The 23,714-nt window shown below is 70.2% G+C and carries 25 protein-coding genes; 13 read left to right on the forward strand and 12 right to left on the reverse strand.

What is annotated here, in order from left to right:
- Window positions 1-89: 89 nt before the first annotated feature.
- On the forward strand, window positions 90-515 hold the full coding sequence (locus tag VME70_00805; GenBank protein ID HTW18733.1) for a DUF2510 domain-containing protein: 426 nt from the start codon (window positions 90-92) through the stop codon (window positions 513-515).
- Window positions 516-530: 15 nt separating this feature from the next.
- Here the strand turns inward: VME70_00805 and VME70_00810 are convergent, their stop codons facing one another.
- The 4 genes from VME70_00810 to VME70_00825 form a co-directional block, all read right to left on the reverse strand.
- Complete coding sequence (locus tag VME70_00810; protein HTW18734.1) at window positions 531-929, reverse strand: VOC family protein; 399 nt, start codon at window positions 927-929, stop codon at window positions 531-533.
- A 70-nt stretch (window positions 930-999) separates the two neighbouring features.
- Window positions 1,000-1,356: a helix-turn-helix transcriptional regulator gene (locus VME70_00815; GenBank protein ID HTW18735.1), complete on the reverse strand. Its 357-nt coding sequence runs from the start codon at window positions 1,354-1,356 to the stop codon at window positions 1,000-1,002.
- Window positions 1,357-1,453: 97 nt separating this feature from the next.
- Complete coding sequence (locus VME70_00820; protein HTW18736.1) at window positions 1,454-2,035, reverse strand: phospholipid scramblase-related protein; 582 nt, start codon at window positions 2,033-2,035, stop codon at window positions 1,454-1,456.
- 76 nt (window positions 2,036-2,111) lie between these two features.
- Complete coding sequence (locus tag VME70_00825) at window positions 2,112-2,462, reverse strand: YciI family protein (GenBank protein ID HTW18737.1); 351 nt, start codon at window positions 2,460-2,462, stop codon at window positions 2,112-2,114.
- A 235-nt stretch (window positions 2,463-2,697) separates the two neighbouring features.
- On the opposite strand from VME70_00825, the gene VME70_00830 reads away from it, so the two are divergent.
- Window positions 2,698-5,328, forward strand: coding sequence for a FlgD immunoglobulin-like domain containing protein (locus VME70_00830; GenBank protein HTW18738.1), 2,631 nt, complete (start codon window positions 2,698-2,700; stop codon window positions 5,326-5,328).
- Between the two features lie 21 nt (window positions 5,329-5,349).
- Here VME70_00830 and VME70_00835 read toward each other — a convergent pair whose 3' ends face one another.
- Together VME70_00835 and VME70_00840 are read right to left on the reverse strand one after the other, a co-directional pair.
- Window positions 5,350-6,393, reverse strand: coding sequence for an acyl-CoA dehydrogenase family protein (locus tag VME70_00835; GenBank protein HTW18739.1), 1,044 nt, complete (start codon window positions 6,391-6,393; stop codon window positions 5,350-5,352).
- Between the two features lie 20 nt (window positions 6,394-6,413).
- On the reverse strand, window positions 6,414-7,595 hold the full coding sequence (locus VME70_00840; protein ID HTW18740.1) for an acyl-CoA dehydrogenase: 1,182 nt from the start codon (window positions 7,593-7,595) through the stop codon (window positions 6,414-6,416).
- A 48-nt stretch (window positions 7,596-7,643) separates the two neighbouring features.
- Between VME70_00840 and VME70_00845 the strand changes: the two genes are divergently transcribed.
- Window positions 7,644-9,206 (forward strand): AMP-binding protein, encoded by a 1,563-nt coding sequence (locus VME70_00845; GenBank protein HTW18741.1) that lies wholly within the window; start codon window positions 7,644-7,646, stop codon window positions 9,204-9,206.
- Here the strand turns inward: VME70_00845 and VME70_00850 are convergent.
- Window positions 9,203-9,721 carry a gamma carbonic anhydrase family protein gene (locus VME70_00850; GenBank protein ID HTW18742.1) on the reverse strand — a complete coding sequence of 173 codons (519 nt, stop codon included), beginning with the start codon at window positions 9,719-9,721 and terminating at the stop codon, window positions 9,203-9,205. The two genes, VME70_00845 and VME70_00850, sit on opposite strands and share 4 nt — an antisense overlap.
- A gap of 192 nt (window positions 9,722-9,913) precedes the next feature.
- Between VME70_00850 and VME70_00855 the strand changes: the two genes are divergently transcribed.
- Together VME70_00855 and VME70_00860 are read left to right on the forward strand one after the other, a co-directional pair.
- Window positions 9,914-10,204, forward strand: coding sequence for a DUF4193 domain-containing protein (locus VME70_00855; protein HTW18743.1), 291 nt, complete (start codon window positions 9,914-9,916; stop codon window positions 10,202-10,204).
- Window positions 10,205-10,251: 47 nt separating this feature from the next.
- Complete coding sequence (locus VME70_00860) at window positions 10,252-10,953, forward strand: hypothetical protein (GenBank protein ID HTW18744.1); 702 nt, start codon at window positions 10,252-10,254, stop codon at window positions 10,951-10,953.
- Window positions 10,954-10,967: 14 nt separating this feature from the next.
- On the opposite strand, the gene VME70_00865 is transcribed toward VME70_00860, so the two are convergent.
- Both VME70_00865 and VME70_00870 read right to left on the reverse strand, forming a co-directional pair.
- Window positions 10,968-12,257 carry an alpha/beta fold hydrolase gene (locus VME70_00865; protein HTW18745.1) on the reverse strand — a complete coding sequence of 430 codons (1,290 nt, stop codon included), beginning with the start codon at window positions 12,255-12,257 and terminating at the stop codon, window positions 10,968-10,970.
- Window positions 12,203-12,544, reverse strand: coding sequence for a DUF4235 domain-containing protein (locus tag VME70_00870; GenBank protein ID HTW18746.1), 342 nt, complete (start codon window positions 12,542-12,544; stop codon window positions 12,203-12,205). Before VME70_00870 ends, VME70_00865 begins: the two co-directional genes overlap by 55 nt.
- Window positions 12,545-12,651: 107 nt before the next feature.
- Here VME70_00870 and VME70_00875 point away from each other — a divergent pair, with 107 nt between their 5' ends.
- Complete coding sequence (locus VME70_00875; protein HTW18747.1) at window positions 12,652-13,854, forward strand: winged helix-turn-helix domain-containing protein; 1,203 nt, start codon at window positions 12,652-12,654, stop codon at window positions 13,852-13,854.
- Window positions 13,855-13,885: 31 nt separating this feature from the next.
- Here VME70_00875 and VME70_00880 read toward each other — a convergent pair whose 3' ends face one another.
- A complete protein-coding gene (locus tag VME70_00880; protein HTW18748.1) occupies window positions 13,886-14,356 on the reverse strand; it encodes a DUF3093 domain-containing protein in 471 nt (156 codons plus the stop codon).
- A gap of 49 nt (window positions 14,357-14,405) precedes the next feature.
- Between VME70_00880 and dut the strand changes: the two genes are divergently transcribed.
- From dut to VME70_00895, 3 genes are read left to right on the forward strand one after another with little or no spacing between them, the layout of a single operon-like run.
- The gene (dut, locus tag VME70_00885) at window positions 14,406-14,915 is read left to right on the forward strand and encodes a dUTP diphosphatase (GenBank protein ID HTW18749.1); all 510 of its coding nucleotides are present in this window, start codon (window positions 14,406-14,408) and stop codon (window positions 14,913-14,915) included.
- 2 nt (window positions 14,916-14,917) lie between these two features.
- Window positions 14,918-15,754 (forward strand): DUF3710 domain-containing protein, encoded by an 837-nt coding sequence (locus tag VME70_00890; GenBank protein HTW18750.1) that lies wholly within the window; start codon window positions 14,918-14,920, stop codon window positions 15,752-15,754.
- Window positions 15,755-15,757: 3 nt separating this feature from the next.
- Entirely contained in the window at window positions 15,758-16,132 is a 375-nt protein-coding gene (locus tag VME70_00895) for an OB-fold nucleic acid binding domain-containing protein (GenBank protein HTW18751.1), read from the forward strand.
- Here the strand turns inward: VME70_00895 and VME70_00900 are convergent.
- Together VME70_00900 and VME70_00905 are read right to left on the reverse strand one after the other, a co-directional pair.
- The gene (locus VME70_00900) at window positions 16,115-16,837 is read right to left on the reverse strand and encodes a TrkA family potassium uptake protein (protein ID HTW18752.1); all 723 of its coding nucleotides are present in this window, start codon (window positions 16,835-16,837) and stop codon (window positions 16,115-16,117) included. The genes VME70_00895 and VME70_00900 overlap by 18 nt on opposite strands.
- Window positions 16,834-17,502 carry a TrkA family potassium uptake protein gene (locus VME70_00905; GenBank protein ID HTW18753.1) on the reverse strand — a complete coding sequence of 223 codons (669 nt, stop codon included), beginning with the start codon at window positions 17,500-17,502 and terminating at the stop codon, window positions 16,834-16,836. Before VME70_00905 ends, VME70_00900 begins: the two co-directional genes overlap by 4 nt.
- A 44-nt stretch (window positions 17,503-17,546) precedes the next feature.
- On the opposite strand from VME70_00905, the gene VME70_00910 reads away from it, so the two are divergent.
- The 4 genes from VME70_00910 (at window position 17,547) to VME70_00925 (ending at window position 23,700) form a co-directional block, all read left to right on the forward strand.
- Window positions 17,547-19,553 carry an APC family permease gene (locus VME70_00910; GenBank protein HTW18754.1) on the forward strand — a complete coding sequence of 669 codons (2,007 nt, stop codon included), beginning with the start codon at window positions 17,547-17,549 and terminating at the stop codon, window positions 19,551-19,553.
- Window positions 19,550-20,656 carry a class I SAM-dependent RNA methyltransferase gene (locus tag VME70_00915; GenBank protein ID HTW18755.1) on the forward strand — a complete coding sequence of 369 codons (1,107 nt, stop codon included), beginning with the start codon at window positions 19,550-19,552 and terminating at the stop codon, window positions 20,654-20,656. The genes VME70_00910 and VME70_00915 overlap by 4 nt, the downstream gene beginning before the upstream one ends.
- 65 nt (window positions 20,657-20,721) lie before the next feature.
- Window positions 20,722-22,611, forward strand: coding sequence for a 1-deoxy-D-xylulose-5-phosphate synthase (dxs, locus tag VME70_00920; protein ID HTW18756.1), 1,890 nt, complete (start codon window positions 20,722-20,724; stop codon window positions 22,609-22,611).
- 27 nt (window positions 22,612-22,638) lie between these two features.
- Window positions 22,639-23,700 (forward strand): hypothetical protein, encoded by a 1,062-nt coding sequence (locus tag VME70_00925; protein ID HTW18757.1) that lies wholly within the window; start codon window positions 22,639-22,641, stop codon window positions 23,698-23,700.
- The last annotated feature ends 14 nt before the right edge of the window (window positions 23,701-23,714 follow it).

Raw genomic sequence — 23,714 nt, forward strand, 5'->3', positions numbered from 1 at the left:
GGTTCGGGAGGCGTGCGGGTCCGGCGCAAACCGGTCAGTCAAGCGAGCGGTGGAATCGGCCGATACCGGGACGACGAGGGAGGTGCGTGATGAGCCCGGTCTTTCTGATCGTCGCGGTGGTGTTCGGGTTCGCCGGCTACGGGGAGGCGCGTCGGTTCGCCCGCCAGTACGGCCGCACGCCGTGGGGTTGGGACCCATGGGTGTGGGCCGTGATCATGTTCCTCTCCTTCTTGATCGGCCTGGTGCTGATCGCGATCGCCGAGCGGCAGGGCCGGGATCACCCGCAGCGCCCGATCTCGCAGCAGCCGCAACTCGCGTACGCCGGCTACGGCGCCGGGGTGCCTGCGGCGGGGATCGATCGCAGCGCGCAGTTCGGCATCACCCCCGCGGCCCCGGCGGCGCAGTGGGCGGCCGACCCCAGCGGCCGTCATCAGTACCGCTGGTGGGACGGCTCGGCCTGGACCGAGCACGTCGTGACCAACGGAGTGAGCAGCCAGGACCCGGTCAGCGCCTAGCGAGGGCTTGCCGGGTCAGGCCTGGGCGATCCGCACCAGGTTGCCGGACGGGTCGCGGAACGCGCAGTCGCGGGCACCCCACGGCTGCTCGCGCGGCTCTTCGAGGACTTCGGCGCCCGATGCGCGCACCCTCTCGAAGGTCTCGTCGAGGTCGTCGGAGGAGAAGATCGCGGCCTGCAGCGAGCCGAGCGTCATCAGTGACATCAGCGCATCGCCCTCGGACTGCGACCGGCCGCCGTGCGGCTGGAACAGGACGATGCCGAGACTGTCGCCGGGCACGCCGACGGTGACCCAGCGGTAGCCGTCGGCCTCGACATCCATGCGGACCTCGAGGCCGAGTGCGTCGCGGTAGAAAGCCAGCGCCTGGTCCGGGTCGTGGACGGGGATGAACATCGTTGAGACGGAGACGGTCATGTTCCGACCATATGGTGCGCCCGGCGGGCGAACTTCTCCGATCCTGCTCGATGCGGCGCCGGAGTCGGCCTCAGGCTTTGACCGGCGTACGCCTCGGCCGCAGGGCGACCATCGCCATGCAGGCCGGGACCGACTCCAGCTGGCTGTGGTCGCGCGCGCGGTACTGCGACGGTGTCTCGCCGACGATCTCGGTGAACCGCGAGCTGAACGACCCGAGCGAGGTGCAGCCCACGGCGAAGCAGGTGTCGGTGACCGACATTCCCTCCCGTAGCAACGCCTTCGCGCGCTCGATCCGCCGCGTCATGAGGTAGGAGTACGGCGTCTCGCCGTACGCGGCTCGGAACTTGCGGGAGAAGTGACCCGCGGACATCAAGGCCGCGCGTGCCATGGCCGAGACGTCGAGCGGCTGCGAGTAGTCACGGTCCATCAGATCGCGAGCTCGACGCAAGTGCGCGAGATCGGAGAACTCCTCAGGCGTCACCTTGACGACGGTACGCGACTGAGAAGCGCGCAACCGCTGGCCATCAGTGACGCCGGCGCTCCGCGCGCTCGTCCCGGACGAAGTCGAGGCAGGTGCAGGCGACCAGGGAGACCAACCGGGTCGGGCCGGCCAGCGCCGGGCCGAGCTCGACCACGAAGTGCTCGGCGGAAGTGAAGACGTCGGCCAGCCCCGCGAACTCCCGGCTGATCTGGCCGACCTGTGCGCCGTTCGCGTCGACGAGCGTCCAGCTCCACGCGTTGATCGCGGCGCTGGTCAGCCGGAACTCGCCCGACGGCGTGCGCAGCGCGAACTGCGGATCCATGAACATGTTCTGTTGCTCGACCACGCCGATCTGCTGGCCGCCGGCATCGGCGACGATGAAGGTGGAGCGGCCGATCGCGCCCGGCTTCTCGATCGTGGCAACCGTCGCGCCGGAAGCGTCGGACACCACGAACGTCAGGGTGGACAGCTTGCGGGCAAAGAAGCTGCCGAGGCTGGCCTGCTCCTCGATCCGGCCGAGCGCGGTGCCGTCCGGCGCGAACAGCTCATATTCCTCGCGCGGCGAGGAGAGCTTCGCCACCTGCGAGACGACGACGGCGGGGGCATCGAGAAGAGTGGCTGCCATCCCTGCATCCTTGCCGATTCACCGGGCGAGCGCGGCGACTTCGCGCTGCCGTGCCGCGCCGACGCGCCGGCACCGATCACTCCGGGCCCATCACCGGCCGGATTCGTGATTCGCCGCCGCCGGCGACGGTCAGGAAGCGCTTGGTCCACTCGATCGCCTCGTCCTTGTCGCGGCACTCCATCAGCGCCCAGCCGCCGACCAGCTCCTTCGCCTCGGCGAACGGGCCGTCGGTCACGGTGAACTCGCCGTCCTTGTAGGTCACGATCGTGCCCATCGCGGTGGGGGCCAGGCCGCCGGTCGCGACGAGGACGCCGGCCTTGGTCGCCTCCTCGACGAACGCGCCCATCGCTTCGTACATCTCCTGGGTCGGCTGCGGGAACGGCAGCTCTTCGTTCTCGCTGGCGAGGGTGTAGCCGAAGAATCGCATCGCAGGTCTCTCCGTTTCGTTCGTTCCTGGTGCACCGCGGCGGTGCCCCGGGGATCCGGTGCGGCGGGTTCGTCGTACTTGATCCTGCCCGTGCGTCGAACCGGACCGGCCCGGATCGACACCCCTGCCGAAGAACTTTTGTGCCGGGTTAGGCCGGGCGGATCTCCAGATTCGCCCGGGAAAGGCCGATACAGGCCGGTCGGGTCGATTCGACCGGTTTGAGGATCGGAGTGCCATGCCGAGCGTCCGTGCGCTTGTTGCCGCCCTGGCCGTGGCGGGCCTCACGCTCGCCGGCGGCCTGGCTCCCTCCGCCGCGCACGCGGACGGCGGCATCCCCGACCCGCCGGGCGAGATCACGCTGCCCGCCCTTTACGGCGACCAGCTGCCGTCGGTCATGGTCTCGGGAAGCCCAGTGGGTATCGCGTGGCAGTCCACGACCTACGACTACTACTCCGAGCCGGACATCGTTCACTACTCCGTCTACGGCGGCGCGCAGGACGCCGACGGTGGGGTGGCCGGTGACGGCGAGTTCACTCTCGTCGGCAGCCAGCTGCGCGGCATCCCGGCGAGCAGCCCGCAGGACGGCATCGACATCACTACCGGAGACGCACTGCCGGATGCGCCGCAGATGCAGAACAGCATCGGCACCGGCGACGGAGTGTTCGGGCAGCTGACCCGGGGGACGGATGTGGGCGACCCCGTCTGGTACGACGACACGACCGCGCAGGCAACGACGTTCGGTCCAATCCTGATCGACGGGACCTCGGACCCCTCCGACGAGCTGACTCCGCTCGTCGCCGACTCGCAGGGCGCAATCGTCCTGGGTTGGGGTGCTCGCGGTTCGAATCCGATCGCTGGCGACAACCCGATCATGGCGACGTTGGACTATCTCGACTTCGCGACCGGGCACTACACCGTGCTCGACGACACCGCTTATTCGGAGAGCGCGAAGGCCGCGATGAACTCGACGTACATCGTCTGGACCCATCACGGTCACGCGCTCTATCTCAAGCGTTCTCACCTGTCGGCCACGCCGGCGCCGGCGACGCCGGACGCGTCCATCGACAGTATGGCGCTCAACGGGAATGAGCTGGCTTACGGGCGCGACACCGGTGGCGGTCGTCACCCGGACTGGACGGTGAGCACCGGAGAGTTGGGTGGTGAGACGTTTACGACGGTCGACACGTCGATGCCGATCTCGGGCAACCTCATGCCCGCGGACGATGGTGACTTCGCCGTCATGGCGGGCGACACCGTCACCGACTACGGCATGTACCGACTTGCGCCGGGTTCGACTCAGCTCGGCGAGCCGATCGTGTTGTTCGGCCCGTCGGACCCGCTGGGCATCGACGCGTCGGCCGGACGCATCGTGTCGGTGGTGGACGCCTCCACCGCGCATCCCGCGCAGCAACGTGGGCTTACCGCGACCGATGCATCCGTGACGGCGGCGTCCCACAGCTCGGTCTTGATTCCGCGCACCTGGGCCGGCATGACGCCCGACTCCGCCGGAGGCAACACGGCGTACATCAAGGAGACGGGCACCGGTGCGGTCGCTGTCGTGCTCGACGGCTCGGCCGTCGTCGCAACGTACGACGTGCCGGATAGCGCGTACGACGCGACGATCTCAGGGCGCTGGCTGTTGGTGCCGTACTTCGTGGACCACGACCATGCCACCGCCGGCGCCGTGGCGATCAACCTCGACACGGGAGCGAGCACCGCGGTTCCCGAGTCGGAGGCGTTGTACGGCGACACCGAGTACTTCATCGGCAACGGCGGCGTGCATGCGCTCGACCTCGACACCGGAGCGGAGTCGGTGCTGCCGGGTTCGTCGGCGTGCGCGGGCAACCCGGAGACTAGCCTGCTGCAGGCGGCGGGCTCGTGGGTCTTCTGCGATGTCAGCTCCGCCGACGGCGCGTCGCAGGCCTACAACGTCACGAGCGGCGCCGTGGTCGCCGTGCCCACCACGGCGGCCGTGGGGAGCGCGCAGGACGGCGTGAGCGACGCGCTGCTCGATAACGGGTTCGTCGCGTGGATCGACGCGACCGATCGGTCGGTGCACCTCTTCGATCTCGTGACGCAGCAGGACGACGTGCTCGGCACCGCGCATCGTGCCGTCGACTCGCATCAGTACCTTGCGCTGAACGACGACTTCGTCGCCTGGGTGGCGAGCGATGACACGACGCGGGTCGTGCCCCTCGGTGCGTCTTCGGATGCGGCGCCGCGCTACCTCGGCGGCATCACGACCACCGCCTTCTCGCCGCGCCTCGCCGGAGCGGCCGGGGACTTCCGGCCCGAGCTCGACACCGACCGGCCGCTGACGGGTTGGACGCTCACCGTCCGCAACGCGCATGGCAAGCTCGTGCGGACCTTGCACGGCAAGGCCCCCGAAGGCAATGTGCGACCGAGCTGGAACGGGCGCGCCGCTTCCGGCAAGCGCGCACCCGACGGTGTCTATTACTGGACATTGACGGGCACGTCGCACAACGGCGCGCTCGTCCGCGCGAGCGGCGCGCACAAGACGATCTCCGGCACGATGCGGATCGACACCGTCGCGCCGAAGGCCTCGGCGCATGTCGGTCGCGAGCACACGGTCAAAGGTCGGCGGGAGATTGCCGTGCGGTGGTCGTGTCGCGGCAGTGCGCGCTGCACCTACGACATCGGCTATGAGACCCGAAAGGCAGGGTCGAAGCACTGGTCGAGCCCGAAGCGATGGCTGACCCGAGTGAGCGCGCGGTCCGCAACCTTCGGTGCGAAGCGGTGGCACCACCTGGTCAAGGCGCACACGTCGTACCGGTTCGTGGTGCATGCGCTCGACGTCGCCGGCAACCGCAGCACACCCGTTGTGACGCGTCCCGCCGCCCGTTAGCTTCCGTGATCACCGAGGGGGTCAGGCGAGGATGCGGTCGGCGATCGTGGCGCGATGGATGCGCCCGGCGCCCTCGAAGCCGAGGTTCCACTGGGCCCGCTTGTAGTACCGGTGCAGGACGTGTTCCCAGGTGAACCCGATCCCGCCGTGCGCCTGGATCGACTGCTCGCAGGCGAACACCGCGCCCTCGCCGGCCGAGACGCTCGCGCCGGCAACGGCGACGTCGGCATCGGCATCGTCGGCGCTGACCGCCCACGCCGCCCAGTAGGCCATCGAGCGGGCCAGCTGCACCGCCACGAACGTGTTCGCGACCCGGTGCGACACGCCTTGGTAGGTCCCGATCACCCGCCCGAACTGTTGCCGCTCCTTGGTGTACGCCGCGGCCAGGTCAAGCGCGCGCTGCGCCACGCCGACCGACTCGCACGCCAACAGCGCCAATGCCCGGCGGCGGACGTCGCTCAATGCGTCGACCGGAGCCGCGAGCCGTCGAGCCGGCGTGGCGTCCAGGGTGAGCTCACCAAGCCGGCGGGTCCGGTCCATCGTCGAGCGAGGGATGACGACGTCCGGATGCGCCGCGACGTCCACGGCGTACAGGCCGTCGGCCGCGACGACGACCACATCGGTCGCCCAGGTCAGGTCGGGGACGAGCGTCTTCGTGCCGGACAACGACCCGCCGGGTCCGGCCGTCGTGGCGCTGCCTCGAGCTGCCGCGGCGAGTGAGCTCACGCCGTCCGGCTCGGACCAGGCCAGCGTCGCCCGCCGTTCGCCCGCACTGACCGCCTTGCGCAGCTCGTCGTCGAGCACCGGCCAAGCCAGCCCGACACTCGACCACCAGGGTGCCGGCAGCAGCGTGTAGCCGGTCTCCTCGGCGAGCACGGCTTGCTCGAGCAGGCCGAGGTCGGCATCGAGCCACCCGAGCTCGGCGAGCTCCGACCAGGCCGCGCCGCCAACCGGCTGGTCGGAGTCGGCGAGCTCGACGATCCGTTCCGCTGGGTAGCGGTCCGCGAGGTAGTCGCGGGCAGCTGCTCGCAGCTGCTCCTGCTCGGCGGAGAACGCGAAGTCCATCTCTGGGGCTCCTAACCCGGCTATCGGGACCGCGGCAGGCCGACGACCCGCTCGGCGATGATGTTGCGGAGGATCTCCGACGTACCGGCCTCGATCGTGTTGCCGCGGCTGCGCAGCTGCAGGTACGCCCAGTAGCCGTCCCACACCCCGCCTTCGCCGTCGAGCTGAGCCTCGAGGCCGGACAGCGCCTGCGCGAGCGCGGTGAGCCGCTGGTTGGTCTCGCTCCAGTGCAGCTTGGCTACCGAGCCCTCAGGACCAGGTACGCCGGTTTTCTGCAGCGCCGTGAGCGAGCGGTAGTTCGTGAACCGCAGCCCCTGCAGGTCGACCCACAGCTGCGCGACCTGATCGCGAACGACGGGGTCGTCGGCAGGACGCCGGCCGTCGGGACCCGGCAGCTTGACGAACTCGACCAACCGGTTCACGGCGCGCTCGAGCCCGGCCGTCAGCGCGAAACCGAGCGTGCCCCGCTCATGCAGCAAGGTCGTCATCGCGACGTTCCAGCCCTCGCCGGGCTCGCCCAACATCGACTCGCGCGGGACGCGAACGTCGGTGAAGAAGATCTCGTTGAACTCCGGGTCGCCGGTGATCTGCCGCAACGGCCGTACCTCGACGCCCGGCGCGTGCATGTCGACCAGGAGGTAGGACAGCCCGCGGTGCTTCTCGGCGTCAGGGTCGGTGCGGACGACGAGGATGCACCAGTCCGCGATGTGCGCCCAGCTGGACCACACCTTCTGCCCGTTGACCACCCACTCGTCACCGTCGAGGACCGCGCGCGTCTTCGCGCCTGCGAGGTCGGAGCCGCTACCCGGCTCGGAGAAACCCTGGCACCAGACCTCCTCACCGGACAGCAGCGGGGCGAGGTAGCGCTTCTTCTGGTCGTCGGAGCCCCAGGCGATGATCGTCGGGCCGGCCATGCCGAGTCCGATCCCGCCGATGTGGTCGGGCGCACCGATCCGGGCCGCCTCCTCGAGGAAGATCCCCTGGAACGTGTGCGGGGCGCCGCCGCCGCCGTACTCCTTGGGCCAGGTCAGCCCGACGTACCCGGCCTCGTAGAGCGTGCGGCTCCACGCCCGGGCGTCGTCCTCACGGGAGCGGCCGACCGTCGGCGGCCGGGACGTCCAGTCCGACGGCAGCGCGGCGTGCAGCCAGTCCCGCAGCTTCGCCCGGAACTCGGCTTCCTCGGGGGTGTCCCGGAAGTCCATGGCGATCTCCCTGTACGTCCGAACCTCGTTCGGTGCACAGTAGTCGACATGACAGTGACCCTCGCGACGGCTCCGACCGGTACGACGCTTCAGCGGCTGGCCGAAGCGGCCTGGCAGCGAGTGGGCGACCGCTCGACCCTCATCTTCGAGGGTGAGCGCTTCGACAGTGCCACGCTCGCGGCCCGAACCCGGCGGTTCTCGCAGGGCCTGCGCGACGCCGGCCTCCGACCGGGTGAGCGGGTCGTCGTCTGCATGGCCAACTGCGCCGAGGTCGGGATCGCCTACAACGCGATCTGGCGAGCCGGCGGCGTCACCACCCCGGTGCTGTTCCTGCTGAGCGAGGAGGAGTTGCGGCACGTCCTTGCCGACAGCGAAGCGGCGTACGTCGTCACCACACCCGAGTTCCTGCCGAAGGTGCAGGCCGCGGCCGCGGGCGTCGACATCGTGCGCGGCGTCGTGCTCGCCGGCCCGCCGGCCCCGGACACCTTGTCGTTCGCGGAGCTGGAGAGCGGCGCGGACGGCGACATCGTCGATGCGGAGCCGTCGTCGCTCGCCGCGCTGCTCTACACCGGCGGCACGACCGGCCGGTCGAAGGGCGTGATGCTCAGCCACGACGCGATGTCGGCCTCGGCGTGGGCGGCGACCACGATGGGCTACGACCCGCAGATGCACACCTCGCTCACGCCGTTGCCGCTGTCCCATGCCTTCGGCCTGCTGGTCTCCACGCTGAGCCTGCATGCGCCCGACCCCGGGACCGCCGTCCTGATGCGCTGGTTCGACCCGGTCGGCTGGCTCGCGCTCGCCCAGGAGCACAAGGTGCAGGTGGGAGCCGTCGTCCCCTCGATGCTGCAGATGGTGCTCGCGCAACCGCTCGAGGACTACGACCTGAGCGCGTTGCGCCGGATCGCCAGCGGTGCGGCGCCGCTGCTGTCGGAGACTCGCGAGGAGGTATCCCGGCGGCTGCCGCAGGTCGAGCTGGCCGAGGGCTACGGGTGCACCGAGTCCGGCGCGTTGATCTCGGCCTCACCCCTCGGCGCAGTGCGCGCCGGAAGCGTCGGTCGGCCGGCGCCCGGCGTCGAGGTCCGGATCGAGACCGCGGACGGTGCCGAAGCGGCGGCGGGCGACGAGGGCGAGATCTGCGTGCGCGGGCCCAATCTCATGACCGGCTACTGGCACGCGGAGCCCGAGACCGCGTTCGCGATGCGCGGCGGCTGGCTGCATACCGGTGACGTCGGGCGGATCGACGACGACGGGTACCTCTACGTCGTCGACCGGCTGAAGGACCTGATCATCCGTGGTGGGCTCAACGTTTACCCGCGGGACATCGAGGACCAGATGCTCTGCCACCCGGACGTGGTCTCCGCTGCCGTCGTCGGGAAGCCGGATCCGACGTACGGCGAGGAGGTCGTGGCGTTCGTCCAGCTCCGTCCCGGCGCGACGACGACCGAAGCGGAACTGGTGGACTACGCCCGCGCCCATATCTCGAAGGCCAAGTACCCGAGGGACGTGCGGATCGTGGACGCGATCCCGCTCACCAGCGTCCTGAAGACCGACCGCAAGGCGCTCCGCGCCCTGGTCGCCGCAGCGGTGCCGGCCGGCGCGGCGGGTTAGCCGAGTCGGCGCAGCTCCGCCTTGTAGCGAGCCGCATTCTCGACGTAGAGGTCGACCGCCAGCTGGATCCCACCGGGGGACACCGCGTCCGGTTTGATCCTGGCGGGCACCCCGAGGGCCATCGCCTTGCTCGGGACGTCGGTGTCGTTGGCCACGACCGCACCGGCGCCGACGAGCGCGCCGGCGTGGACGACCACGCGGTGCAGGACGACCGAACCGGAGCCGATCAGCGAGCCGTCCTCGACCGTGCAGCCCTCCAGGTGTGCGTTGTGCCCGACGACGCAGTCGTCGCCGATCGTGGTGGGAAGGTCGTGGGTGGCGTGAATGACCGTGCCGTCCTGAATCGAGGTCCGCGCGCCCACGCTGATGCTGCCGTAGTCGCCTCTGAGCACCGCTCCGGGCCAGACCGACGCGTGGGGGCCGATGGTGACCGCGCCGATGACGACCGCGTCAGGGTGGACGTAGGCGTGCTCGTCGATGGCCGGCGTACGTTCGCCGAGGGCGTAGAGCGGCACCTGACCTCCCGGAGTGTCCACAGCATCGTGTCAGGTCGGCGGACTAGGGTGCCCGGCGGAAGGTCACATTCCGAGGACGATCGTGTACCGTGCGCCCGCGCACGGAGGTATTCGGCGTTCCAGCGGGCATAAATCGGTCGCTGTGGCGTTACGTCTCGCGCAGGGACTACTGACTAGGCAGGTATTGATCTGATGGCAACCGATTACGACACCCCCCGAGCCTCGGACGACGAGGCGACGGAAGACAGCATTGAGGAGCTGAAGGCGCGCCGCGATGCTCAGGCTGGGGCGGTTGACGTCGATGAGGCGGAGCTCGCCGAATCACTCGAGCTTCCCGGTGCGGACCTGTCCGGCGAGGAGCTCACGGTTCGCGTGGTGCCCCGCCAGGCGGATGAGTTCACGTGCAGCCGTTGCTTCCTGGTGCGCCACCGCAGCCAGTTGGCGGACGAGAAAAAGGGTATCTGCAGGGAGTGCGCGGCCTGAACGCGCGGCGAAACGCTGCTGATCGAGCCCCGGGCGAGCTGCCCGGGGTGGTGCTCCGCCTGATCGAGGGCACCCGACTGGACAACCGAGCCCGGGCCGGCCTGCTCGGGAAGCTGGCGGTCGGCCTGGCCGCCAGCTCGCGCCGGGCGGGCGCCCTGGCAGTGGCCAGCGGGCGCTGGCTCACCGACACGGTCATCGACTTCGCTCCCCACGTCCCGATCCGGGACGCGGCCACGCTGCGCGCCCACCACGACGGCAAGATCGGCGACGAGCTCGCCGCCGCACTGATCGACGCGGCCGCTCACGCCACGGGCGCGGTCGGCGCGGCCGGCGGGCTGGTCTCGTCGCTGGAGTTCGCCGCTCCGCCGCTGCTGCTCACCTCACCGGTCCAGGTCGCCGCCGAGACCGTCGCCGTGGTCGCCCTCGAGCTGAAGCTGGTCGCCGAGTTGCACGAGGCCTACGGCTATCCCGCCACCGGCACCCCGGCGATGCGCACCGCGGCGTACCTCGGCGCCTGGACCCGCCGTCGCGGCCTCGAGCGGCTCAAGAGCGGCAATTCGCTACCCGGCCTGGTGTCGGGTGCCGCCCGGCGCTCCCTGCGCAACCGGCTGATGCGCCGGGCGGGGGAGAACACCGTAACAATCATGCCGTTCATGACCGGCGCGGTCGCCGGCGCGACCATCAACGCGCGCGAGACCCGCAAGCTGGGCGCCCAGATCGCCCGCGACCTCGGCGGCGCTCTGACCTGACCGTTGCGTTTTTCTCACGAAGATCCTTGGGCGGAGAGGAAGTCGCGGATCAGGGCCGCGGTGCGCTCGGGGTGCTCGAACTGCGGCACGTGCCCGCAGTCGTCCAGTACGACGCACTGCGCGGTCGGCACTGCCTCGCTGACGTGCCGGGAGAAGGCAGCCGGCACCAGCCAGTCCTGCGCGCCCCACACGAACAACGCAGGCGGGGTCAACCTCGGGAGCCGGTCCCAGAATCCTTCGGTGCCGTAGGCGGTGTCGAGGTAGATCTCGCGCAGGGCGGAGTAGAACGCCCGTCGATGGCGGTAGCGGCGCATCAGGCGGCGGTGTTCGTCGGCCGCCGCGTCGTACCAGCGGGCCGGCAACCGGTCGGGTTCGGCGAACAACGAGCGGATCGCCATGACCACAGCGCGGTGCGGCATCGGATAGGGCATCAGTAGGGCGTCCGGCATCAGCAGCCGCACCACCGGTGCGAACTGGCGGAGCCGCCGGAATGCCGGCGACGGGCAGAGCAGGATCAGCCGTTCGACCAGGTCGGGTCGGCGTAGCGCCAGCTCGAGCGCCACCCGCCCGCCGAGCGAGTTCCCGATCAGCGTCACGCGAGGCGCCTGCACGCACTCGCAGAACGCGTCGAGCCAGGCGGCGAGCTCGCTCGCCCGGTAACGCCAGCGCGGCGCGTCCGACCCGCCGAAGCCCGGCAGGTCCGGGGCGATGACCCGATGGTCGCCTACCAGGTCGGGCAGCAGCGGCAACATCGAGGCGTTCGTGCCGCCGAGGCCATGAAGCAGCACAACGGGTGGTGCGTCCGGGCGGCCGGCTTCGAGGTACGACGTGCGCACGCCTAGTGCCGTGACCACCCTCACCACCGGGTGCGACAGCGGCCGCTCGCCGATGTCGAACGCACCGTCGATCTGGAGCGCGAACGCCAGATCGCCACGGACGGTCAGGCCGTGGTCGAGGAACGCCTCGACCCCGCTGATCCGCCCGTCGAGGACCGCGGCGAGGGTGGCGGGGTCGGCGGTGATGGTCGACCTGGGACGTGCCGAGCGGCCGCGCGCCAGAAGGACGCGGCCCCGATCGAGGGTGATCGTCCAGGAGCCGACCGGTGGCGCGTCGAAGACGACGGCCCCGCGCTCGTCCGCGAGCGGCGGTTGGACGCCGTCGTACACGCGCGCGGAGAACAGCGCGTCGAGGTTCGGTATCGCGGCGAGGGTGCGCATCGTCGCGCCCGGCCGGCCGGACCCGTTGTCGCTCAGCGGTCCGGCTCGTCGAGGCCGGGCGGAAGCGTGCCCGACGCCCGTTGCCACGTGGAGGCGATCCGGCGTTGTGCAATCAGCTTGGCGGCGGCTACCACGGCGGCCGACGCCATCACCCAGCTGATCGCCTCGCCCCACTGCACGTCGGGGTGCTCGGGGTTGCTCGGCGGCTCCTTGCCGGTCGCGGTCCGCCAGCCCGCGTTGAGAACCTTGCGCGCGACCGTCGTACCGACCGCCGCGCCCACCGAGGCGAAGATCTTGTAGCCGACCTTGCCGGCATCCTTGCCCTGGTCGGCCTCGGTGCTCGGTTCGTCCGACCCCTTCTTGCGACGCGCCATGCCCAACAGCCTGGCACGAGTCGAGCCTCAGTAACCGGACCGGCCCAATCTCGCTCCGGATCGGCCGGTCTCGGGAACTGACGCAGGCGTGGTCCAGGATGGGCCGGGTGCGCTCACTCACGGTCGGGCAGGCACGCCGGATCGCCATCGCTGCCCAGGGCCTGGCCGACCCGCGGCCTACTGTCAGCCCCGACCGGCGCCACCTTCGGCGGGTGCTCAAGCACACCGGCCTGCTCCAGATCGACAGCGTCAACGTGCTCGCGCGCGCCCACTACCTTCCGGCCTTCTCGCGGCTCGGACCCTACGACCGCGAGCTCGTCGACCGGATGGCGTTCCGGCACCGCGAGCTGTTCGAGTACTGGGGGCACGAGGCCGCGCTGCTGCCGGTCGAGCTCCACCCGCTCATGCGCTGGCGGATGGCGTACTGGGAGCGCCGGCTGACGACCTGGCACCGGCTGGCCAAGGTCGAGAAGGAGCGTCCCGGTTATGTGGAGTGGGTCTACGACGAGGTGATGGCGCGCGGCCCGGTGTCGGCCGGCGAGGTTGCCGAGGACCAGAAGCGCGGCACGGAGCACTGGGGCTGGAACTGGACCGATGCGAAGACCGCGCTGGAGTACCTGTTCTTCATCGGCCGGGTCACGACGTCGAGCCGGCGCAACTTCGAGCGTTTGTACGACGTCTCCGAGCGGGTGATCCCGCGTGCCGTTCTCAATACTCCGACCCCCGACGAGCACGAGGCGCAGCGACAGCTGCTGGTGCTGGCCGCGCGCTCGCACGGCGTCGGCACCTTGGGTGACCTCGCCGACTACTACCGGCTGAAGAACCCGATGGCCAGGCCGCGGCTCGCCGAGCTGGTCGAGGACGGCCGGCTCGAGCAGGTGGAGGTCCGAGGCTGGTCGCAGCCGGCCTACGTGCTACCGGGCACGACCGTGCCGCGCCGGATCTCGGGCGGAGCCCTCCTCGTGCCCTTCGACCCCCTGATCTGGGAGCGCGACCGCACCGAGCGTCTGTTCGGCTTCCGCTACCGGATCGAGATCTACGTTCCCGCACACAAGCGCGTGCACGGCTACTACGTGTTGCCCTTCCTGCTCGGGGATGCGCTGGTCGCACGGGTCGACCTGAAGGCCGACCGCGCCGACGGCGTCCTGCTCGTGCAGTCGGCATGGCGCGAGGCCGACGCCCCGGCGCACACCGCCGAGGCGCTGGCTCGAGAGCTGAGGTCGATGGCCGAGTGGCTGGGGCTCGACGACATCGCGATCGTGCCGCGCGGCGACCTTGCTGCGGACCTGACCGCGGTGATGGCGCGCTGACCCGCGCTGCTGCGCCGGCCGGTCGATGCGATCAGGCCGGGCCGAGGCCGGCGCGAACCGCCGTACGCGACTGCTTGATCGCCGATGCCAGCTCCTCGGGCCGGCGGCTCGACACCACCCAGTAGGGCACCGGGTTCGGGTTGGCCAGCCGAACCATGACCGATGTGCCGATCCAGCCCCGGACCACGGTGTGGGCGGCGGGGTCCGCCTGCGGTCCGAGCCGCAGCCTGGTCTCGTCGCGGTCGAGGGCGGAGATCGAGGTGATCTGGGTGACCGGCAGCTCCTGCTTGCCGGCCGACAGGATGCCGTCGCGCACCTGAACCTTCGCCCGCCCGCTGAGCGCAAGCGGCACGATGAAGAACCCGATCATGAAGATCGTGACCGGCACGAGCACCACATAGCTGAACCCGGAGCCGACCTCGAGCGCTCCGAAGACGACGATCATGCCGACGACCGGCCACCATCCCCAGGGGACCCGCAGGCGCTCCTCGTAACGCGGCACGCGCCCAGGGTATGCAGCGACCGCCGGGCTCGGTAGGGTGCCGCCGACCATGAGCGCCGTACCGAACCACGAGACCGACCGGACGGTCGAGGTGTTGCTGCGCCGGCTGGACCCGGATCTGCCGGCGCCGGCCTACGCCCACCCGGGCGACGCGGGCGCGGATCTCGTCGCCGCCTGCGACGTCGTCCTGGCCCCGGGGGAGCGAGCCGTCGTGCCGACCGGCATGGCCGTTGCGCTCCCGGAGGGGTACGTCGGCCTCGTGCATCCGCGATCCGGGCTGGCCGCGCGGTCGGGGTTGGCGATGGTCAACGCGCCCGGCACCGTCGATGCGGGGTATCGGGGCGAGCTGCGCGTGATCCTGGTGAACCTCGACCCGAACACGCCGATCACCCTGCGTCGCGGCGACCGGATCGCCCAGCTGATCGTCCAACGGGTCGAGCGGGCCGGATTCGTCGAGGTCGACGAGCTGCCGGAATCCGCCCGCGGTGCCGGCGGGTTTGGATCCACCGGCGGCTGGGTCGACCATGGTGGAGGGCCGGACGGCCCGCGAAGGAGTTGAGCGTGTTCCGACGCCGGCGAGCGACCGACGACGAGTTGGACGAGCAGCCCGAGGCCGCCGCGCCCGGTGAGAGCGGAGACGGCTTCGACGACGTCGAATTCACCCGCGACGACGAGGCGTGGGATGGCAGCGACTCCGACGACGTGCGCCCGGCGCTGCCCGACCCCGACGCAGCGGAGACCTGGAACCACCCCGGCGGCCGTCGCGACCTCGACACGTACGCCGTGACGGCCGGCGGCCGGCCGAAGGGTCCCTGGGACTCCCACGACGTGCCGAAGGACGACGAGACGCCCCGGATCGATCTGGGCGGCATCCGCGTGCCGCTGCCGGACGGTATGGAGATCAGGGTGGACGTCCAGGACGAGGTTCCGATCGCGGCGACGCTGGTCGACGGACCAAGCGCGCTTCAGGTGCACGGGTTCGCGGCGCCGAAGTCAAGCGGCCTGTGGGCCGAGGTGCGCGCCGAGATCGCGGAGTCGTTGCGCGGGTCCGGCGGATCCGCCCAGGAGGCCGAGGGTGCGTTCGGGACCGAGCTGCGGGCCCGGATCCCGACCGACGGCGGCCTGCAGCCGGCGCGGTTCATCGGGGTCGACGGTCCGCGGTGGTTCCTGCGCGGACTGCTGACCGGTCCGGCCGGAAGCGACCCGGCCCGGGCCAAGCGGCTCGAGGCGGCATTCCGCGACGTCGTGGTTCACCGCGGTGGTGACGCGATGGCGCCCCGAGACATGCTGCCGATGCACTTGCCGCGCGAGGCGCACGAGCATGCCGCGCCGCCGGACCCGGAGGACCGCTCGATCCCGATGCCCGAACGCGGCCCGGAGATCACGGAAACCCGGTGACCGATGGGTGACGAGGGGGGACGGCTGCGGCGGGCGGTACGCCGGCTTGCGGCCGAGGATCACGAGATCGAGGCGGAGGACCTGCAGCGCCGCTCGATCACTCAGGGCGCGACCACGGTCGCGAGCTGCCCGGAGCGCGGCATCGTCACCGTGCTCGGGCGGGTCAAGTCGATGACTCTCCGGCCGCGGGCGGGAGCCCCGTCGCTCGAGGTCGACCTCTACGACGGCAGCGGGACGGTCACGCTGGTGTGGCTCGGGCGGCGCGAGATTGCCGGCATCTCACCGGGCAGCCAGCTGCGGGCCACCGGGCGGATCGGCTCGAGCGGTCCGAGACGGGTGATCTTCAACCCGCGGTACGAGCTAGTTCTCGACGTCTGAGTCGTCGTCGCCCGCCGCGCCTTCCGCAGCGGCCGCTGCTGTCTCGGGTCTCGTGGCGAGGACGTCGTGCAGTGCGTCTTCCTGATCCGGTGCGGCGACGAACAGCAGCTCGTCACCGGCTTCGAGCGGATCGTCGGCGCTCGGCACCATTACCCGCGCGTCGCGAAGGATCGCGACCAGCGCGACGTCCGGTGGCCAGCTGATCGAGCCGACCCGCTGGCCGGCATGTTCGGTGTCCTGCGGCAGGGTCACCTCAACCAGGTTCGCCTCGCCGTGGCGGAAGGACAGCAGGCGGACCAGGTCCCCCACGGTGACGGCTTCCTCGACCAGCGCGGAAAGCAACCGCGGTGTCGAGACCGAGACGTCCACCCCCCACGACTCGTTGAACAGCCACTCGTTCTTCGGGTGATTGACCCGGGCAACCACACGCGGGACGCCGTACTCGGTCTTGGCGAGCAGCGAGACGACCAGGTTCACCTTGTCGTCGCCGGTCGCGGCGACGACAACCGTGCAGTCCTGCAGGCGGGCGCGTTCCAATGAGTTGATCTCGCAGGCGTCCGCGAGCAGCCACTCGGCGCCCTTGACGCTCTCGGTCTTGAACGCCTTGGGTTCGCGTTCGATCAGCACGACCTCGTGACCGTTGCCGACCAGCTCGCGGGCGATCGAACGCCCCACGTTCCCCGCTCCGGCGATCGTGACTCTCATTGGTGCTCACCTGGCGGCTCGGAGAGGGCGGCCTCGACCGCCTTCATCTGGTCGCGGACTAGCAGGACGAACAGCTGGTCGCCGTCCTGGATCGCGGTGGCGCGAGTGGGTAGCAGTGCCTCGCCGTAGCGCGTGAGGAACGCGACCCGGACGCCCTCGACCGCGCTCTGCAGCTCGCCGACCGAACGCCCGATCCAGCCCTGGTCGTAGGCGATCTCGGCAAGGGCGATGTGACCGGTGGGATCGCTCCACTCGCTATGCGCCCCATCGCCCAGCAACCGCCGCAGCATCGAGTCGGCGGTCCAGCGCACCGTGGCGACGGTCGGGATGCCGAGCCGGCTGTAGACCTCCGCGCGGCGCGGGTCGTAGATCCGGGCGACCACGTTGTCGATGCCGAACGTCTCGCGCGCCACCCGCGCCGAGATGATGTTGGAGTTGTCGCCGCTGGAGACCGCGACGAAGGCAGCCGCGTGCTCGATCCCGGCCTCGATCAGCGTGTCGCGGTCGAACCCCACGCCGACCACCTGGGCACCCTCGAAGTCGGGGGGCAGCCGCCGGAAGGCGGTGGCGTCCTGATCCACGATCGCCACCGAATGTCCGGCCGCAACCAGGCTCAGCGCGATGGTCGAGCCGACCCGGCCACAACCCATGATCACGACGTGCACCGGGGAGACGCTACACGCAACGCGGCGCGCCGTACCCTTGCCGAGTGCGATCGCTGGGGGACCTGTCGAAGACGGTCTTCATCGGCCGCCCCCTGCGCAGCACGCAGCTGGGCGAGACTTTGCTGCCCAAGCGCCTCGCGCTGCCGGTGTTCGCGAGCGACGCGCTGTCCTCCGTCGCATACGCGACCGAGGAGATCCTGCTCGTACTGTCCCTCGGCGGGCTGGGCCTGATCCACTTCACCTGGGTGGCCGCGGCGGGCGTCGCGTTCCTCATGTTGGTCGTGGTCGCGTCGTACCGGCAGAACGTCCACGCTTACCCCAGCGGTGGCGGCGACTACGAGGTAGCGACCACCAACCTCGGTCGTCGCGCCGGCCTGACGGTCGCGAGCGCGTTGATGGTCGACTACACGCTGACCGTCGCGGTTTCGGTCAGCTCGGGCGTCGCGAACATCACGTCGGCAGTGACATCACTGCAGGGGCACGCGGTGATCCTCGCGGTCGCGATCGTCGCCATCATCATGCTGCTGAACCTGCGTGGCGTCCGAGAGTCGGGCACCGCGTTCGCGATCCCGACGTACGCGTTCATCGGCGGTGTCACCGCGCTAATCATCGTGGCCGCGTTCAAGCTCGGGGCGGGTCACCACCTCACCGCGGAGAGCGCCCACTACCGCGTCGTGCGCGCCCGCAACTACACCGGCCTCGCGCTGATCTTCCTGCTGCTCCGTTCGTTCGCTTCGGGATGTACGGCGCTGACCGGAGTCGAGGCGATCAGCAACGGCGTGCCCGCGTTCCAGAAGCCGAAGAGCAAGAACGCGGCGACCACGCTCGCGCTGCTCGGCGGCATTGCGGTCAGCATGTTCCTTGCCATCACGACGCTCGCGATCATCAGCCATGTTCACGTCGCGGAGTCGCCGAGCAACCTGATCGGCCTGCCCAAGGGGCAGGACCCGAAGACGGTCATCGCGCAGGTCGGCCTCGCCGTCTTTGGCAACGGGTCGTTCGGCTTCTACTACCTGCAGGCCGTCACCGCCCTGATCCTCGTGCTCGCGGCGAACACCGCTTTCAACGGCTTCCCGGTGCTCGCCTCGATCCTGGCCCGCGACGGCTACCTGCCGCGCCAGCTCCACACGCGCGGCGACCGGCTCGCGTTCAGCAACGGCATCCTGATCCTCGCCGGCTTCGCGATCCTGCTGATTGTTGCGTTCTCGGCGTCACCGACCCGGCTGATCCAGCTGTACATCGTCGGGGTGTTCGTGTCGTTCGTGAACAGCCAGATCGGGATGATCCGGCACTGGAACCGCAACCTTCCGCTCACCGAGGACCCGGCGCGGCGACGGCAGATGAAGCGGTCACGGGTGATCAACAGCATCGGGGCTGCCGTGACCAGCCTGGTCCTCGTGATCATCCTGATCTCGAAGTTCACGCAGGGCGCATGGATCGCGATCGTCGCGATGGTCGTCCTCTTCACGATGATGCGCGGCATCCGCAGACATTACGACGCGGTGGCAGAAGAGCTCGCGCCCGACACGGAAGACGACGTGCTGCCGTCGCGGGTGCACGCGATCGTGCTCGTGTCACGCGTACACAAGGCGACACTGCGCGCGGTCAACTACGCGCGGGCCACCAGACCGTCATCGCTGGTTGCGCTGACCGTCGACGTCGACCACATCGCGACCGAGGCGCTGAAGAGCGAATGGGAACGCCGTGGTGTTCCCGTCCCGCTGCAGATCCTCGAGTCGCCGTACCGCGAGATCACCCGGCCGATCGTGAAGTACATCAAGGAGGTCAACCGGCAGAGCCCCCGCGACGTGGTGTCCGTCTTCATCCCCGAGTACGTCGTCGGGCAGTGGTGGGAGCAGCTGCTGCACAACCAGCACGCGTTGCGGCTGAAGGGCCGGTTGCTCTTCACGCGCGGCGTGATGGTCACAAGCGTGCCCTACCAGCTGGCTTCCTCGGGCCGCGTCATCGAGCGCACCCGTCCGTCGCCCGGAGATGCGCGACGCGCGATCGACATGAAGCCGAAGCCGGCCCACCAGACCCCCAAACAGTGATCGTCGAGGTCGGATCGGTCGGCAACGGCGGTATCTGCATCGCGCACGCACCCGACGGACGGGCGATCCTCGTCCGGCACGCCCTACCCGGCGAACGCGTGCGGCTCGAGGTCACCGAGGAGCGCTCGTCGTACCTGCGTGCGGACGCCGTCGAGATCCTCGAAGCCTCACCGCACCGGGTGGCACCTCCGTGCCCGTACGCCGGACCCGGGCACTGCGGCGGCTGCGACTGGCAGCACGTGCATCTCGACGAGCAGCGGCGGTTGAAGGCCGCGGTCGTCGCCGACCAGCTGCGACGGATCGCCGGTCTCGACGTCGACGTCGTGGCCGAGGCGGTGCCGGGTGACGTGCAGGGGTTGCACTGGCGGAGGCGCATCCGGTTCGCGGTCGACGCCGATGGCGTTGCGGGGCTGAGACGGCATCGTTCCCACGAGGTCGAGCCGATCGATGACTGCCTGCTCGCGCATCCCGACCTGCCGGTGCGCTCGGTCCTCGCTCAGCGCTGGCCGGACAGCGAGGGGGTCGAGGTTGATCTCGGGGCGGCGGTGCAGGCGATCGGCCGCGACTGGCACGTGCCGGAGGGCAGTTTCTGGCAGGTGCATCCGGGCGCTCCGGCAGCCCTCTGCGAGGCGGTGACCGGTTACGCCCGGGTCTCCGGCATCGACCGTTGCCTGGACCTGTTCAGCGGAGTCGGTCTGTTCGCCGGCGCCCTCGCCGCACAGGCACCAGGCGCCGAGGTCGTTGCGGTGGAGTCCGACCGCGCCGCCGTCGAGGCCGCCCGCGCGAACCTCGCCGACCACCCGAAGGTCCGGGTGGTCGCCGAGCGGGTCGACCGCTGGCTGGCCCGCAGCCGGCCACAGACCGATCTCGTCGTCCTCGACCCGCCGCGGCGTGGTGTCGGGCGAGCGATCGTCGACGGGATCGCCGCGGCCGGCCCGCGCAGCGTCGTCTATGTCTCGTGCGAGCCGGCGTCGCTGGCCCGCGACATCGGCCTGCTGGCCGGCCACGGTTACCGGCTGGAGGGCTTGCGGGCGTTCGACCTGTTCCCGATGACCGCTCACGTCGAGTGCGTGGCGCTACTCGAGGCGGCTAAGCGGCCCTGACGCCGGTCGAACGGGCGACGCAACCGGGCAAAGCCGACAGACCTAGACTGAGCGTCGTGACCAGCCTGCTCCGCACGATCGACGACCCCTCCGATCTGAAGCGGCTCGAGCCGTCGCAGCTGCCGGAGCTTGCGCAGGAGATTCGCGACTTCCTGGTCGAGTCGGTCGCCAAGACCGGTGGTCACCTCGGACCCAATCTCGGCGTCGTCGAACTGACCCTCGCTTTGCACCGGGTGTTCGACTCACCGCACGACGCGATCATCTGGGACACCGGACACCAGGCCTACGTCCACAAGTTGGTCACCGGGCGCCGCGAGGAGTTCGAGGCACTGCGCCAGTCGGACGGCATGTCCGGCTACCCGTCGCGACGGGAGAGCCCGCACGACTGGGTCGAGAACTCGCACGCCTCGACCGCGTTGTCCTACGCCGACGGGCTGGCGAAGGCGTTCGAGCTGCGGGGTGAGTACGACCGCACCGTTGTCGCGATCGTCGGCGACGGCTCGCTCACCGGCGGGATGTCATGGGAGGCGCTGAACACGATCGCCGCGCATCCCGAGCGGCCGGTGATCATCGTCGTCAACGACAACGGCCGCTCCTATTCGCCGACCGTCGGCGGGCTCGCCGCGCATCTCGCTTCGCTGCGGCTCTCGCCGTCGTACGAGCAGATGCTCGAGATGGTCAAGACGTCGCTCGCGCGTACGCCACTCGTGGGCGCCCCGATCTACGACGCCCTGCACGGCATGAAGAAGGGCCTCAAGGATCTGATCCAGCCGCAGGCGATGTTCGAGGACCTCGGGCTGAAGTACGTCGGTCCCATCGACGGTCACGACGCCGTTGCGGTCGAGCGGGCGTTGCGCAATGCCCGCGACTTCGGTCAGCCGGTGATCGTGCACTGCCTCACCGAGAAGGGCCGCGGCTACCCGCCGGCCGTGGAGGACGAGGCGGACCAGTTCCACGCGGTCAGCGTGATCGATCCCCTGACCGGTCGTCCGGTGAACCGCTCCGGCCCGACCTGGACCGACGTCTTCGCCGACCAGATGGTGGCGCTCGGGCGCGAGCGCGAGGACGTCGTCGGCGTGACCGCGGCGATGCTGCGCCCGGTCGGGCTGTATCGCTTCGCCCAGGAGTTTCCGGAGCGGGTCTTCGACGTGGGCATCGCCGAGCAGCACGCCGTGACGTCGGCAGCCGGCATGGCGATGGGCGGCCTGCACCCGGTCGTCTGCATCTACGCGACGTTCCTCAACCGGGCCTTCGACCAGGTCCTGATGGACGTCGGCCTGCACAAGCTTCCCGTGACGTTCGTCCTCGATCGGGCCGGCATCACGGGTGACGACGGTGCGTCGCACAACGGGATGTGGGACCTCGCCTTGCTCGGCATCGTGCCCGGCTTGCGGGTCGCGGCTCCGCGCGACGCGACCCGCCTCGCCGAGCTGCTCCGCGAGGCGGTCGAGACCGACTCGGGCCCGACCGCGTTGCGGTTCCCGAAGGCGCCCGCAGGTGAGGACGTCCCGACCGTCGACCGGGTCGGTGCGATGGACCTGCTGCGGCGGGACGACGACAGCCAGGTGCTCGTCGTCTCGGTCGGCGCGCTCGCACCGCTCGCACTCGACGTCGCCGCCCGGGTAGCAGCGCAAGGAGTGGGCGTGACGGTGGTCGACCCGCGCTGGGTGCTGCCGGTCGATCCCGGCCTGCCCGCGCTGTGCTCCGCGCACGAGCTGGTCGTCGTGATTGAGGACGGCGTGGTCGCGGGCGGCATCGGCTCGGCGATCTCCAGCGCGTTGCGCTCGCGCGACATCTCGGTGCCGGTGCGCGACTTCGCGCTGCCGCACGAGTTCCTGCTGCATGGTCGCCGCAGCGACGTTCTGGTCCGCTGCGGGCTGTCCGCCCAGGAGATCGCCAGACAGGCGGTCGAGGCCGCTGCCAAGGCTGACGTCCAGCCGGTGGGGCCGCGCTGACCGTCTCCGACTGCGAGGAGTTGGCCGATGCTGAAAATCGCGCTGAGCCGGAGAGCGGCGGTCCTCGTCGCGTCGGCGGGAGTAGTGGTCGCGGTTGCGGGCGTCGCGATTCCCGGCGCGCAGGCGTCGAGCCTGGCTAAGAAGGCGCCGTCGTCGATCGAGGTCAACAGCCCGACGATCACGATCAGGACGACGGCCCATCACAAGCTGCGGCTGAAGATCGGTGGAACCGACTTCGTGTCCAACGGCCACCCGGACGACAGTCCGGCCGCCGCGTACGTCGAGCTGCGCACGCCCAGCGGGCACGAGGCGCACAACTGGACCTTCCAGCTCTCCTCGGGGTCTTTCACGGACCACGTGGCCAAGAGCACCGGCGGCTTCACGACGGATGCCAGCCAGATCGCGCCGTACGGCCGCATCCGTCTCGCCTTCTCCCCGATGGGGTCCGGGACCACGATCCACTGCGGCAAGACCACCGTCGTCACTCGCCACGTGAAGGTGGCTGCCGCACTGTCGTTCGTGACCGGCACGTCGTGGGGTGACCTCGGCAGCTTCCCGTCCAAGACGCACTTCGGTCGCGGCACCCTGCGCACCCAGTACGGTGGCGCGCCCTGCCCGAGGCCGTCGCCGTTCGTTCCCTGCATGTCGAACCTGAGCTGGAACTCCAGCCAGTCCCCGGTGACGATTGCCGGGGGATGGACCATGCGCAAGGGGAAGAAGCACGGCGAGGTGAGCGGGGTGCGGCTGGCCCTCCTCAGCACTCCGGCCGAGGCGATCCGCACCGACACGGTCGTGACAACGGCCCCGGCCCCCGCCTACTCGGACTCCGGCGGCATCCCGACCGTCGCGGTGACCACGTACGGCGGCCAGGCGGCCGGCAGCGCGACGCTGACCTCGACGACCGTGGAACATCCGGGCAAGGTCACCTGTGACAGCAAGCACCACCATGACCGGCAGACCACGTGGTCGACGGCGTCATACACCAACGGCACGACGCCACTGACGTTGCACGAGCAGATCGAGGGGCCGATGACGTTGCCGGACTCGAGCTCCGACGGCTACATCCAGCGCAACACCCGCCTGAACTGACGGCAGGTGCAGCC

The sequence above is a fragment of the Mycobacteriales bacterium genome, from assembly GCA_035504215.1.
Taxonomy (GTDB): domain Bacteria; phylum Actinomycetota; class Actinomycetes; order JAFAQI01; family JAFAQI01; genus DATAUK01.

What these genes read in the sequence shown, in the direction of transcription:
- VME70_00840 (HTW18740.1), bottom strand. Translation starts at nt 7,595, where the DNA reads ATGGACTTCCGGGACACCCCCGAGGAAGCCGAGTTCCGGGCGAAGCTG.
- VME70_00870 (HTW18746.1), bottom strand. Translation starts at nt 12,544, where the DNA reads ATGGCGCGTCGCAAGAAGGGGTCGGACGAACCGAGCACCGAGGCCGAC.
- VME70_00900 (HTW18752.1), bottom strand. Translation starts at nt 16,837, where the DNA reads ATGAGAGTCACGATCGCCGGAGCGGGGAACGTGGGGCGTTCGATCGCC.
- VME70_00830 (HTW18738.1), top strand. Translation starts at nt 2,698, where the DNA reads ATGCCGAGCGTCCGTGCGCTTGTTGCCGCCCTGGCCGTGGCGGGCCTC.
- VME70_00825 (HTW18737.1), bottom strand. Translation starts at nt 2,462, where the DNA reads ATGCGATTCTTCGGCTACACCCTCGCCAGCGAGAACGAAGAGCTGCCG.
- VME70_00925 (HTW18757.1), top strand. Translation starts at nt 22,639, where the DNA reads ATGCTGAAAATCGCGCTGAGCCGGAGAGCGGCGGTCCTCGTCGCGTCG.
- dut (HTW18749.1), top strand. Translation starts at nt 14,406, where the DNA reads ATGAGCGCCGTACCGAACCACGAGACCGACCGGACGGTCGAGGTGTTG.
- VME70_00820 (HTW18736.1), bottom strand. Translation starts at nt 2,035, where the DNA reads ATGGCAGCCACTCTTCTCGATGCCCCCGCCGTCGTCGTCTCGCAGGTG.
- VME70_00810 (HTW18734.1), bottom strand. Translation starts at nt 929, where the DNA reads ATGACCGTCTCCGTCTCAACGATGTTCATCCCCGTCCACGACCCGGAC.
- VME70_00835 (HTW18739.1), bottom strand. Translation starts at nt 6,393, where the DNA reads ATGGACTTCGCGTTCTCCGCCGAGCAGGAGCAGCTGCGAGCAGCTGCC.
- VME70_00805 (HTW18733.1), top strand. Translation starts at nt 90, where the DNA reads ATGAGCCCGGTCTTTCTGATCGTCGCGGTGGTGTTCGGGTTCGCCGGC.
- VME70_00815 (HTW18735.1), bottom strand. Translation starts at nt 1,356, where the DNA reads ATGGACCGTGACTACTCGCAGCCGCTCGACGTCTCGGCCATGGCACGC.
- VME70_00855 (HTW18743.1), top strand. Translation starts at nt 9,914, where the DNA reads ATGGCAACCGATTACGACACCCCCCGAGCCTCGGACGACGAGGCGACG.
- VME70_00845 (HTW18741.1), top strand. Translation starts at nt 7,644, where the DNA reads ATGACAGTGACCCTCGCGACGGCTCCGACCGGTACGACGCTTCAGCGG.
- VME70_00895 (HTW18751.1), top strand. Translation starts at nt 15,758, where the DNA reads ATGGGTGACGAGGGGGGACGGCTGCGGCGGGCGGTACGCCGGCTTGCG.